Raw genomic sequence first — 13,106 nt, forward strand, 5'->3', positions numbered from 1 at the left:
ATGTTCCGTACCATCGCCAATCTGGGGCGTCTCATCCGTGCCGGTTTCGTGCTCGCGCGATATGATGCGCTGCTGCCGCGCGAATATGCCCATCTTCTGCCATGGCCGCTGCGGATGGTTGGTACGCTGACGAGGCTAGGCGCGCGGGGCAAGGATTTGCGCCCCGGCCAGCGCCTCGCCCGTGCGCTTGGCGGGCAGGGACCGGCCTATGTCAAGTTCGGCCAGCTTCTGGCGACCCGGCCCGATCTCATCGGCTTTGAAATGGCCGGCGACCTCGGCGAGCTGCAGGACCGCATGGCGCCTTTCGGTCAGGAAAAAGCCAAGCGCGAGATCGCCCATTCCCTCGGCAAGCCGGTGGAGGAGCTGTTCGTCAGCTTCTCCGAGCCGGTTGCGGCTGCCTCGATCGCGCAGGTGCACAAGGCGGTCACCCATGACGGCATGATCGTCGCGGTCAAGGTGCTCCGCCCCCGGATCGAACAGGAGGCCCGGCGCGATTTCCGGGCCTTCCATCTCGGCGCCCGCATCATCGAGCGGCTGGTCAAGCCGGCCCGGCGGATGCGGCCGAGGAAGTTCATCGAGACACTCGCCGCCGCCGCCGAGATCGAGCTCGACCTGCGCATGGAGGCGGGGGCGGCGTCGGAACTGTCCGAGAACCTCGCCGATGATGATATGATCCGCGTGCCCACGATCCGCTGGGAATATTCCTCCCGCCGGGTGATGACGACCGAATGGGTCAACGGCGTCGCCATGTCCGATACCGCCGCGCTCGACCGGCAGGGCGTCGACAAGAAGGCGCTCGCCGTCACCATCATCCAGACCTTCCTGACCCAGGCACTGCATCACGGTTTCTTTCATGCCGACATGCACCAGGGCAATATGTTCGTCGATCGCGACAACCGCCTTGTGCTGATCGATTTCGGCATCATGGGCCGCCTCGACGAGGAAGCCCGCCGGGTGTTCGCCGAGATCATCTATGGCTTCATCCAGCGCGACTATCATCTCGCGGCGCAGGCCCATTTCGATGCCGGCTATGTGCCCTCGCACTATTCGGTCGAGGCGTTCGCGACGGCGCTGCGGGCGGTCGGCGAGCCGATCTTCGGCCAGACCTCCGACAAGGTCGACATGTCCCGGGTGCTGCAGCAGCTGTTCGACGTGACCGAGATTTTCGAGATGCAGCTGCGGCCCGAACTCGTCCTGCTGCAGCGGACCATGGTGGTGGTCGAGGGTGTCGCCCGCTCGCTCGATCCGTCGATCGACATGTGGGCCGCGGCGGACCCGGTCGTGCGCGGCTATATTGCCGGCCGCGTCGGGCCGCAGGCGCTGCTGAAGAAGGGCCGGGCATCGGCGCGGGCAGCGTTGCGCCTGGCCGAGAACTTCCCCGCCTTTGCCTCGGCTGCCGAGCGCGCAGTGGCGTTCGTCGGCGAGGACGGGGTCAAGCTGTCCAACGAGACCGTGTGGGAACTGGCCTATGCGATGCGCAATCCCCAGAAATTCAAGACCAGTGTGCGCCACCAGGAAGGCTGGATCGACAGCGGCGTCAGCGGTGGTGGTGGCATCGGCAGCAGGCTGTCCCTGTTCGTGCTCATCCTTTCGGTGATCGCGGGGTTTTCATCCTACTTTGCCTATGAAATGACGGGCAGTGATGTTTATAAGTACCTTACCATCACGTCGGTCGCTGTTTTCAGCGGCGGTGCGATCTTCCGAGGTGTCTTCTAAGACGGCAGGCAAATCAAGGCGGCAAGTAATCCATGACCCAGAACTCCGTCCTCATCATCATCGGCGGCGGCATCGCGGCGTATAAATCGCTGGAAACGATACGCGCGCTGTCGCGCCGGGGGATAAGGTCCCGCGCGATCCTGACCAGGGCCGGTGCCGAATTCATCACGCCGCTCTCCGTCGCCAGCCTGACCGGCGACAAGTGCTATACCGACCTGTTCGACCTGACCGACGAGGCCGAGATGGGCCATATCGAGCTGTCGCGCTCCGCTGACCTCGTGCTCGTTGCCCCCGCGACCGCCGACCTGATGGCCAAGACCGCGAACGGGCTTGCCAATGATCTTGCCTCGACCGCGCTGCTCGCCACCGACAAGCCGGTGATCTGGGCGCCGGCCATGAATGTGCGCATGTGGGAGCATCCGGCAACCAGGCGCAATGTCCGCACCCTGAAGGGCGATGGCGGCATCTTTGTCGGCCCCGGCGAGGGCGAAATGGCCTGCGGCGAGTTCGGTTCCGGGCGACTGGCGGAACCGACGCAAATCGCCGATGCCGTCGAGGCCTGGTTCGATGCCCATGCCGATGGCCGCCTGACCGGCCGGCATGTCCTCGTCACCGCCGGCCCGACCCATGAGCCGCTCGACCCGGTGCGCTATATCGCCAACCGCTCCTCCGGCAAGCAGGGCTATGCCATTGCCCGGGCACTCGCCAGGATGGGCGCGAAGGTCACCCTCGTCACCGGCCCGACCGGGCTGACCCCGCCCGCCGGTGTCGATACGGTCAAGGTCGAGACGGCGCGCCAGATGCTTGCCGCCTGCGAGGCCGCGCTGCCGGCCGATTGCGCGGTGTGCTGCGCCGCCGTCGCCGATTATCGCCCGCAGATCGAGACTGAGCACAAGATCAAGAAGGAGCGCGGTGGCCTGTCGACCATCGCCCTGTCGGAGAACCCGGATATCCTCCGTACCCTGTCGAACCATGAAACCTCTCGGCCGAAACTGGTCATCGGCTTTGCGGCGGAGACGGACGATGTCATCGGCCATGCCGATGCCAAGCGCAAGCGCAAGGGCTGCGACTGGATCGTCGCCAATGACGTCTCCCCCGGCACCGGCACGATGGGCGGCGACAACAACACCGTCACCATCCTGTCCGAAGAGGGCGAGGAGGCATGGGACAACATGCCCAAGGCCGCCGTCGCCGGACGCCTCGCCGAGAAGATCGCCGACGCGCTGCTGGGGAAGAAATAGCTCAGCCGGCCTTTTCCGCCTTTGCAGCGTGGATTTAAGGGGGCGATGATCTGGTGCGGGCCGATACCCAGCTCTCCCGTCCGCACTGCCAAGGTGCGGAACACTGCTGCGCCAAGTCCTGAATGGACAGGCCTGTCCATTCAGGACTTGCTTGCCAAGGCGTGAGCGGTCAGTTGGGCACCGTCTTCAGATACCCCCTAAACCCGTTCAAGCCATTTCTGGATCGCGCGCCGCGCGGCGGGTTCTTCCAGGGTCGGGGCGTGGCCGGTATTGGCGATCTCGCACACATCCATCTGCGGCTGGACGTCCTTCATGGTGCTGACGATTTCCCGTGTCAGCAGGTCAGACAGGGCGCCGCGCACGCATAGCAAGGGGCCGGCGAGGGCGGCAAAGCCCGGCTCCAGCGAGGGCGCGGGGCCGGCTTCGGCCAGGGCTTTCGCGATGCCGGTGTCATAGTCGAGCTCGATGCCCCGGTCGGTCATGGTGCATACGCGGCGGGCGAAGATCTGCCAGAAGCTGTCATGGCGCTTGGGGAAGGCGACACCGTTGATCGCCTTGATGCCCTGTGCCGCCTCGGCCCAGCTGTCCCACGGGCCCGACCCTCCGACATAGCCAGCGATGCGGGCAAGGCCCTCGGGCGCGAGCTGCGGCCCGATATCGTTCAGCACCGCGCCGGACACGGCGTCCGGATTGTTGGCGGCGATCAGCATGGTGACGATCCCGCCCAGCGATGTGCCGATGAACAGCGCGTCGGTCAGGCCGCGCGCCTCCATCAGCGCTTTCACGTCGGCGGCATAGATCGACGGGTGATAATGGCTGTAGTCCGGGTCGCGGTCCGATGCGCCGCGCCCGCGCAGGGACAGGGCGACGACCTCGCAGGCAGGCCCGGTAAAGGCGCGCGAGGTCAGCCAGCCGGCCAGCCCCTCGAAATCGCGCTCGTTGCGGGTCAGGCCCGGCAGGCAGATGATCGACGGCGCATTGACGCCCGCCGCCGGGTGGCGGCGAACCGTCGCATGCAGGGTGAGGCCGTCGGGCGTCTCGAAGGTATAATTTTCCCCGGTCATCCCGCCTATCTAGCACGCTCGTTTTGTGCCGCCAGTCCTCCTGTCGATCGACCCGGCCTGAACCGCTGCCCCGGCCGCTCGATCAGCAAGGCTGACACGAGAGTTAGAAAGTAACGTAAACTCTTGCGCGGCTTTGAAAGATTCTGTTAAGTGGGCGCTTCGCGATGCCGGGCCACCCCTCGCGGGGACCCCGGGCCGGCATTCAAGTATTGTCGACGTGTTACTAACCGGAGCGCCCCAGGGGGGCAAAAAGGGCACATGCTGGTTTACACCCTGAAACGGCTCCTTTCGGCGATCCCGACGATTCTCGTCGTCATTGCCGTGTCGTTCTTCATGATGCGCCTTGCGCCGGGCGGCCCGTTCACCAGTGACCGTAACGTCACCCCGGCGATCGAGGCCAATCTCAACGCCAAGTACAATCTCGACGACCCGCTGATCATCCAGTTCTTCAAATATATGGGGAACGTGCTGCAGGGCGATTTCGGGCCGTCGTTCAAATATCAGGATTTCACGGTGACCGAGCTGGTGCTCGACGGCCTGCCGGTATCGGCGACGCTCGGCCTGTCCTCGCTGGCGCTGGCGATGATGGTCGGATCGTTTCTGGGGGTGATGGCGGCACTGCGCCAGAACAAGCCGACCGATTACGGCGTCATGACCGTGGCGATGGCGGGCATCACCATCCCGAACTTCGTCACCGCGCCGGTAATGGTACTATTGTTCGCGGTGTGGAATGACTGGCTGCCGACGGCCGGCTGGGTCGGCTGGGACCGGATCGACACGATGGGCGGCGATGCCTTCATCAAGTCGCTCATCCTGCCGGTGATCACGCTGGCGCTGCCGCAGATCGCGATCATCTCGCGGCTGATGCGCGGCTCGATGATCGAGGTGATGCGCTCCAACTTCATCCGCACGGCCAAGGCCAAGGGACTGTCGTCCGGTACCATCGTGCGCCGCCATGCGCTGCGCGCCGCGATTCTGCCGCTGATCTCCTATCTCGGGCCGGCGACCGCCGCGCTATTGTCCGGCTCCCTCGTGATCGAGCGCATCTTCGCGCTGCCGGGGATCGGCCAATATTTCGTCACCGGCGCGCTCAATCGCGACTACACGCTCGTGATGGGCGTCGTCATTCTCTATGCAACGCTGATCGTGATGCTGAACCTGATCGCCGACCTGATCATCGCCCGTCTCGATCCCAAGGTGAAACTCTCCTGATGTCCGAGACACCGCCACCCCCGGGCGCCCAGCCGGGCATGCCGCATCAACACCCGAATGCCGAGGCGATGGAAAAGGCCGCTGCGCTGCCCGGCGAGGTAAAGGGCCGGTCCCTGTGGGAAGACGCGCGCCGCCGCCTGTTCTCCAACAAGGCCGCCGTCGCCTCGATGATCATCCTTGCCATCCTCGTGCTCGCCGCCCTGATCGGGCCGGAAGTCACGCCGCATGATTTCCGCGCTATTTCCTATGGCAATAACGACCTGCCGCCGAGCTGGAGCCACTGGATGGGCACGGACAATATCGGCCGCGACGTGCTGGCGCGGACGCTGATCGGCGCGCGGGTGTCGCTGGCGGTCGGGCTGATCGCCACCTTCGTGTCGCTGGTCATCGGCGTCATCTGGGGCGCGACGGCCGGGTTTTTCGGCGGCACGGTCGACAATGTGATGATGCGCATCGTCGACGTGCTGTATTCGCTACCTTTCGTGTTCTTCGTCATCATCCTGATGGTGGTCTTCGGCACGAGCCTGTGGATCATGTTCGTCGCCATCGGCGCGATCGAGTGGCTGACCATGGCGCGGATCGTGCGCGGCCAGACCCTGTCGCTGAAAGAGAAAGAGTTTGTCGAGGCGGCCCGCGCCATCGGCGTCAAGCCGCTGACCATCGTCGCCCGTCACATCGTGCCGAACCTGATCGGCCCGGTCATCATCTATGTCACGCTGACGATCCCCTATGCGATCCTCGCCGAGAGCTTCCTGTCCTTTCTCGGGCTCGGCGTGCAGGAGCCGCTGACGAGCTGGGGCGTGCTGATCTCCGAAGGCGCCAACGGCATGCAGACCGCGCCCTGGGCACTGCTCTTCCCCGCCGGCATGATGGCGTTGACCCTGTTCTGCTTCAACTTTATCGGCGACGGCCTGCGCGACGCGCTCGATCCCAAGGATCGTTAGGCCGAAGGACCGCCAGGTCTAAGGACCGTCAGGGCGCAAGATCGCGGACGGGGCCTGCAGCCGGGCTCGACCTGCCGCCAAGCGGGCCAAATGCCGGCGCCCAGCGTGAAAAGCCAGTGTCATCAAATCTTGATGATTCGATATTTCAACGAATATTGAAGTGATGATGCCGCGTCGCTAGGGTCCGCCTGCGACAGGTAGGGATATCGGGAAGTTGTCATGTCACCAAACGGATTGAAGCGGCGCGCCACCGCCGTGCTTGCCTGCATATCGCTCTTCTTCGGGATGACCGCACCGCCGGAAGCGCTCGCCGCCGATGGCGCGGAGGCTGTCGACACGCCACTGCATATCGCCGTCTCCGGCGAAACGCGGGTGCGCTATGAGAGTCTCGACGGGCAGTTCCGCGCCGGGCGCTCCGGCAGCGACCAGGCACTGTTCCTGCGCACCCTGCTCGCGGTCGAAGCGGGGAAGGGGCCTTTCACGGCAACCCTGGAGATTCAGGACAGCCGCAGCTATCTCGATGACAGCGGTACGCCCCTGTCGACCAGCTATGTCAACGCGCTCGATATTCTGCAGGCGAATGTTTCGATGGAATTGCCTGCGTGGAAATCTGTCGATGCCGACCTGATCGTGGGCCGGCAGACGGTGAGTATCGGCTCCAAGCGCCAGATCGAGCGCGTCAGCTATGCCAATGTGATCAAGACTTATACCGGGGCGCATCTCGTGGCCGGCACTCCCCGCGGTGACGAATTTCATGCGATCCTGGTCGTGCCGGTGCGCGGCCTGCCATCGGATCGCGACGAGATTGCCGACAATGTCATCGAAGCGGACGAAGAACAGTGGGGGCGCCGTATCTGGGGGCTGCACTATCGCCGCGCCGACATTCTGGCGCAAACCGTGCCCGGGCTGTGGGGGGAGGCGTTCGTCTACGGGCTGGAGGAGGAGGACCGGGTCGACAATCCGACGCCGGACCGGTCCTATGTGACGCCGGGCCTTCGCCTTTACCGCGCGCCCGTGGCCGGGCAATGGGATGTCGACCTGGAGGGCGCCTGGCGCACCGGCTCGCGCCGCGCCTCAAACCTGCCGGCGGATACACGGGATCTGGATGTCAGCGCCGGCATGCTTTTCGCGGCGCTCGGCTACACTTTCGAGCGTCCTTGGCAACCGCGGGTGGCGGTCGAATATTACTATGCCAGCGGCGATGACGATCCCGACGACGACAGGTTCGACCAGTATGAGCGCCTGTTCGGATCGCGGCGCACCGACCTGAACAATACCTCGCTGCACGGGCCCGTGACCCCGGCCAATATCAACGCGCCGGGCGTCAGGCTATCGGTCACCCCGGGGCCGCGCAGCGATGCCATGGTCAAGATCGCCAGCACCTCTCTTGCCTCGGCCACGGACAGCTGGGTCATCGCCCGGCTGCGCGACCCGAGCGGCCAGTCGGGAAAATCCATCGGGACGATGATCGATGGCCGCGCGCGCTACTGGCTTGTCGAGGACCGGGTGCAGGCTGAACTGGGCGCTTCGGCCCTTTTCTACGGCGAGTTCGCGGAAACCGTACCGGGCGGTCCCGAGGGAGAGCGAACATTGTTCGGCTACGCCCAGATCCGGTACGATTTCTGAGTGGCACTGATCGGGCGCCGGTGCTAAGTCGGACCCGCTATCGCCAACGCGTGCAGCCAGGCGTGCCGGCGCTGAAGAACGCGCCTGGTCACCAGATGGATCAAACCCCCGCTTCCGCGTGTTAGTCCCCCGACAATTCGGAGGGAAAATAGATGTTCAATTTCGCCAGGAAGCAAGTTGTCGATGTAACATCGACAAGGCCGGCGGTTCCACCAATCGATGCGTTTACGGAAATCACGGAGTATGACCCGAAAAACTGGTCGATCTCCGGCGAGGGCAGTGGTGTCTTCGTGCGCGGGAAGGCCGTCAGCCTTCCCCAGAGCGTCCAGATCCAGGGCGACAATTGCCGTCTCTACATCGACAATGGCTGTTTCGTTAACGGCCATATCGAGATCAAGGACGGCAGTAATTCCGTCGCCTATCTCGGCCCGCGGACCCGGCTGCGGAATTTCCATGCGGTGCTGTCCGGTGATAGCTGCCTGCTCGTGATGGGCGAGGCGGCAACGACCGAACAGGCGGTGTTCTTCGTGCATGGCGACAATATGCAGATCACGATCGGCGAGGACTGCATGCTGTCCTCTGGCGTCGTCATCCGCACAGCGGACGGGCATGGCATTTTCGATGCCGAGAGCAGGCGGCAAATCAACAAACCGGCCGCCGTTCACGTCGGTGCCCATTGCTGGATCGGGAACGGCGCACGGGTCGCCAAGGGCGTCACGATATCGGACGGCTGCGTCATTGGCCAGATGTCGCTGGTCAGCAAACCGACCGAGCCGAATTCGATCTACGCCGGCGTGCCCGCACGCAAAGTGCGCTCGGGCACGGTCTGGTCGCGCACGGATATGTATGATGACATTCCCGCCCACCTCCTCGGGTAGGTGGACAATGGGATGACCGACAAGGTTATCAGCAACGAAAAAGGCCGCGCTATCAGCGCGGCCTTTCGAGTCTACGGAGGCGGGGCCAGTCAGGCTCGCGCCAACGGTTGGGTTTTCACCCGGAGGACTGCCTTCAGGCGCCTACCCTCACCGCTGTCTTGACCTCACCTTCCAATATCACTCTAGACACTGGACCACCTCCTTTCGATTTGCTGAACATGACCGATATGCTGACCGGCGCCAGGACATCTGTCAACGGGCTTTCCCGAAAGAGGGTGCGACTTACTGGACCCGTTTGACGCGGATATTGTCGCCGAGCGGCTCGACCTTCATGAAATAGCTGCCCATCGCGCCGCGGCGGATATTGGCCTCCTGCACGAACTGGTCGTCAACGCGCTGCAGGCGGCGGTCGTCGCTTTCCAGCTGTTCCCAGACCTGGCCGTTTTCCAGCACGAAACGGACATTGCCGAGAGGCAGGACGCGATAGGCCATGATCGGCTGGGTCAGTTCCTCGATCACTTCCGTCTTGCGCTGCTCACGGCGGAAGATGTTCTCCATGCCGAACCAGCGCTGGTCCTCCTCGATCTGGCGGGCGAGATTGTCTTCCTGCGACAGGCGTTCGAGTTCTTCCTGTGTCGGTTTCTTCTGCACGACGGTTGGCTGCTGTTCCAGCTTCTCCTCGCGCTCTTGCTCCGGGATCTCGCGGATCGCGTCGGCAAGGCCGTCATAGCAGGCGAGGCGCGCCTCGACGTCCGCGATCTCGCGGCATTCGGTAAAGGAACTGGCTTCCTGGGCGCTGGCGGTGAGACCCGGCGCGGCCAGTGCGATGGCACTCGCCAGGCTAATGCCGGCGGTGGAAAGAAGACGCTTAACTGGGGACATGGAAACCTCTGACATTGTTTTTCGCCCTGATAATGGGCGCAGAGTAGGCCGCGCAAGGCTTTTGCGTCAATCTGCCATTCACCATGGGCTTGGCGATGATCTTCCGCCCGCTTACATCCTTGGGGAAGCGACGCAGCCTGCAGGAGAGACGAGCCATGACGAGCGCCAGTGCTGCAATGAGTGCCGCCTCACCCCTTTATATCCCGCCCATGCCGCCGCGCACCACGGCGCGCAAGCCGACGCCGGTGACCCAGTTTCTCGGCACCCTGCGCTATTTCAAGGTGATGGCGCGCAACCCGCTGGAAATCTGGTCCGACGTCTTTTATCGCGAGCCGGTGGCTGCCTTGCGCTTTCTCGGGCGTGATTTCCTCGTCGTCCATGACCCGGCGATGATCCGCCATGTCTTCGTCACCAACCAGGAAAATTACCGGTTCAGCTATGTCCGCCAGGCGGTGCTCAAGCCGTTCCTGCGCGACGGGCTGGTCGTTGCCGAGGGCGAGACCTGGAAGCGGGCCAGAAAGGCGCTGACGCCGGTATTCACGCCGCGCCATGTGAAGGGCTTCGGCGCGATCATGGAGGAGGTCGCGGACGCGCGGGCAAGGGAACTGGCCGTCAGGGCGGGGCAAACGGTCAGCATGACCGACGAGATGCTGTCCCTGACCCTCGACATATTGCTCGCCTGCCTCTTCTCCCATGACGCCGATTTCGATGCGCCGCTGTTCTCGCGCCGGATCAACCGGCTGATGGATGTCTCGGGCATGCCGCATCCGTTCGACCTGGTGCAGGCACCCGACTGGGTGCCGCGCGTCGGGCGGACCGCGGCGGCGCGGCTCGTCAACGACATGCGCGCCCAGGTCGGGGCGCTGGCTGCGGCCCGGCGCCGGCGCATGGCAGCGGGCGAGGCGGTGCCGGAGGATTTCCTGACGCTGCTGTTACAGGCCGGTACCCGGGAGGATGCGCCGCTGAGCGATGACGAGATCATCGACAATCTTCTCACCTTCATGGCCGCCGGCCACGAGACGACCGCGCGCACGCTGACCTGGGCGTTCTTTATTCTCTCGCAAACGCCGGACGCGCTGGCGCGGGTGCTGCACGAAGTCGATGGCCTGCCTGACGCGGCCGACCCGGCCGGATTGGCCGAGCACATGCCCTATACCAATGCGGTGGTGAAAGAGGTGATGCGTCTTTATCCTGCGGCAGCCCAGCTCAGCCGCCAGGCGATCGCGGCCGATGAGGTCGGCGGGCGGCAGATTGCGCCGGGGACGGAGGTCGTCACCTCCACCTGGGTGCTGCATCGCCATGAGGCCCTGTGGGACAATCCGGACGCCTTCGAGCCGGACCGGTTCCTGGGCGCGCGCGGCGAGACCATCCCGCGCTACGCCTGGCTGCCTTTCGGCCTCGGCCCGCGCGTGTGCATCGGCGCGAGCTTCGCCATGCAGGAAATCCTCGTGGTTCTCGCGCGGTTCCTCGGCCAGTTCACGCTTTCCAGCGTCGGTCCCGCGCCGATGCCGATCATGCGGATCACCCTGCAGCCGTCGACACCCGTACCGATGCGCATCGAGCCGCGCTGAGGTCTTCGATACCTGAATTATCCGGCCGATCATCGGGCGTGTCTGTCGATGATGCGGCGCTTCGGGTGGGGCGCAGGTGATCGGGGGATGGGCGACCGCCTGTCGTTCCTGTTCCTGCCAATTCACAGGGCGCATTCGGTATCGTCACCGACAGATGCCAATCCTGAGCATAATCGTCTAAAAATGCCGGCACACCGTGACATTTCGCTACGCTGCACTGCCAAATCGGGCTTGGCGCGCGGGCAGAGTAGGGTACTATGCGTGCTTTGAAATCGTTGATGGAGATAGACACGCATGATCACCCGATATTCGACCATGCTCCGCGCTGCCCTCGCCGGGCTCCTGCTTGCCACCCTTGCCGCCTGTGGCGGCGGCTCTGATACCGGCCCGAATGGCGGCAGCCAGGCCGATGGCGTCGTCCTGCACCGGGGCAATGGCACCGAGCCGAACACCCTCGACCCGCATCAGGCAAACGGCACATGGGAAAACAATATCATCGGCGACATGTTGATCGGTCTGTATACGGAAGATACCAATGGCGAGCCGGTCTTCGGCTCCGCCGTCGATCACCAGATTTCCGAAGACGGCCTGACCCATACGTTCAAAATCCGCGAGGACATGACCTGGTCCGACGGCACGCCGGTCACGGCACAGGATTTCGTCTTCGCGTGGCAGCGCATCCTCGACCCGTCGACCGCCGCGCCCTATGCGTCACTGATCTATCCGTTCAAGAACGCCGCCGCCGTCAACGCCGGCGAGGTGCCGCCGTCAGAGCTCGGTGCCCGCGCGCTGGATGACAAGACGATCGAACTGGATCTCGAGACACCGACGCCGTTCCTGGCCACGCTGATGACTCATTACACGACCTTCCCCGTCCCCAAGCATGTCGTCGAAGAGGCTGGCGATGACTGGATCAAGCCGGGTACCATGGTCACCAATGGCGCCTATGTGGTCGAGGCGTGGCGTCCGAACAGCTTCGTGAAGCTGGTCAAGAACGATAATTTCTATGACGCGGAAAACGTCCAGATCGATACGGTCTTCTATTATCCGACCGATGACGTTTCCTCGGCTTTCCGCCGCTTCCGTGCCGGCGAGCTCGACATCAATGCCTGCTCGCAATGCTATCCGATCCAGCAGGTGTCCTGGATCGACCAGAACATGCCGGGCGTGAAGCATAACGAGATCATCCTGTCCTTCACCTATGTGACCTTCAACACCAATGTCGAACCGTTCGACGATGCGCGCGTGCGCCGGGCGCTCGGTCTTGCCATCGACCGCGACGTGCTGACCAAGCAGGTCACCCGGGCGGGCGAGGTGCCGGCCTATAACATCGTGCCGCCGGGCATCGACAATTATGTCGACACCCCGCCGCAAATGGCCGAAGCCGGGTGGACGCAACAGCGGCGCAATGCAGAGGCCCGCCGCCTGCTGGCGGAAGCCGGGTTCGACGAGAACAACCCGCTGACCTTCTCGGTCAAATATCGCCTTGCCGGTGACCGCAAGCAGATCATGGTCGCCATGCAGGACATGTGGCGCCAGATCGGCGTCGAGGCGCAGCTCGAAGGGGCCGAGCCGAAAGTCGCCTATGCCGATTATCGCGCCCGCAATTTCGAGGTCGCGGATGCTGGCTGGGTTGCCGATTATAACGACCCGCAGAACTTCCTGTTCCTGGTCGAGGGCGACACCGGGCCGATCAACTACGCCGACTATTCCAACCCGGATTTCGACGCGCTGATGGACGAAGCCGCCATGACCATGGATCTCGACGCCCGCGCCGAAATCCTGGCCGAGGCCGAGGCCCTGATGCTGCCGGACATGCCGATCGCGCCGATCTATTTCTCGGTCAACCGCAACCTTGTCGGCCTGCATATCGAGAACTGGAACGACAACGTCCAGGGCATCCAGCGCACCCGCTGGCTGGCGATCAACGAAGCCAAGCGCAAGACCTATTGATCAGCTCACGCTGTCAAAC

The 13,106-nt window shown here is 64.0% G+C and carries 10 protein-coding genes; 8 read left to right on the forward strand and 2 right to left on the reverse strand.

Annotated features, from left to right (window positions below):
- Together ubiB and coaBC are read left to right on the forward strand one after the other, a co-directional pair.
- Entirely contained in the window at positions 1–1,716 is a 1,716-nt protein-coding gene (ubiB, locus tag IEV88_RS13685) for a 2-polyprenylphenol 6-hydroxylase (protein WP_188157906.1), read from the forward strand.
- Between the two features lie 32 nt (positions 1,717–1,748).
- Positions 1,749–2,957: a bifunctional phosphopantothenoylcysteine decarboxylase/phosphopantothenate--cysteine ligase CoaBC gene (coaBC, locus tag IEV88_RS13690; RefSeq protein ID WP_188157905.1), complete on the forward strand. Its 1,209-nt coding sequence runs from the start codon at positions 1,749–1,751 to the stop codon at positions 2,955–2,957.
- Between the two features lie 197 nt (positions 2,958–3,154).
- On the opposite strand, the gene IEV88_RS13695 is transcribed toward coaBC, so the two are convergent.
- Positions 3,155–4,021, reverse strand: coding sequence for an alpha/beta fold hydrolase (locus IEV88_RS13695; protein WP_188157904.1), 867 nt, complete (start codon positions 4,019–4,021; stop codon positions 3,155–3,157).
- A gap of 258 nt (positions 4,022–4,279) precedes the next feature.
- On the opposite strand from IEV88_RS13695, the gene oppB reads away from it, so the two are divergent.
- The 4 genes from oppB to IEV88_RS13715 all read left to right on the forward strand — a co-directional run bounded on the left by oppB (position 4,280) and on the right by IEV88_RS13715 (position 8,681).
- A complete protein-coding gene (oppB, locus tag IEV88_RS13700) occupies positions 4,280–5,233 on the forward strand; it encodes an oligopeptide ABC transporter permease OppB (RefSeq protein WP_188157903.1) in 954 nt (317 codons plus the stop codon).
- Positions 5,234–5,301: 68 nt separating this feature from the next.
- On the forward strand, positions 5,302–6,177 hold the full coding sequence (locus IEV88_RS13705; RefSeq protein ID WP_373291184.1) for an ABC transporter permease: 876 nt from the start codon (positions 5,302–5,304) through the stop codon (positions 6,175–6,177).
- Between the two features lie 219 nt (positions 6,178–6,396).
- Positions 6,397–7,803 carry an alginate export family protein gene (locus IEV88_RS13710; protein ID WP_188157902.1) on the forward strand — a complete coding sequence of 469 codons (1,407 nt, stop codon included), beginning with the start codon at positions 6,397–6,399 and terminating at the stop codon, positions 7,801–7,803.
- 152 nt (positions 7,804–7,955) lie between these two features.
- Positions 7,956–8,681: an acyltransferase gene (locus IEV88_RS13715; RefSeq protein ID WP_188157901.1), complete on the forward strand. Its 726-nt coding sequence runs from the start codon at positions 7,956–7,958 to the stop codon at positions 8,679–8,681.
- 282 nt (positions 8,682–8,963) lie between these two features.
- On the opposite strand, the gene IEV88_RS13720 is transcribed toward IEV88_RS13715, so the two are convergent.
- A complete protein-coding gene (locus IEV88_RS13720) occupies positions 8,964–9,563 on the reverse strand; it encodes a hypothetical protein (RefSeq protein ID WP_188157900.1) in 600 nt (199 codons plus the stop codon).
- A 155-nt stretch (positions 9,564–9,718) separates the two neighbouring features.
- On the opposite strand from IEV88_RS13720, the gene IEV88_RS13725 reads away from it, so the two are divergent.
- Positions 9,719–11,134, forward strand: coding sequence for a cytochrome P450 (locus tag IEV88_RS13725; RefSeq protein ID WP_188157899.1), 1,416 nt, complete (start codon positions 9,719–9,721; stop codon positions 11,132–11,134).
- A gap of 294 nt (positions 11,135–11,428) precedes the next feature.
- Entirely contained in the window at positions 11,429–13,087 is a 1,659-nt protein-coding gene (locus IEV88_RS13730; RefSeq protein ID WP_188157898.1) for a peptide ABC transporter substrate-binding protein, read from the forward strand.
- Positions 13,088–13,106: the final 19 nt, after the last annotated feature.

Origin of the sequence: Aquisalinus flavus, assembly GCF_014640095.1 — a bacterium.
Taxonomy (GTDB): domain Bacteria; phylum Pseudomonadota; class Alphaproteobacteria; order Caulobacterales; family Parvularculaceae; genus Aquisalinus; species Aquisalinus flavus.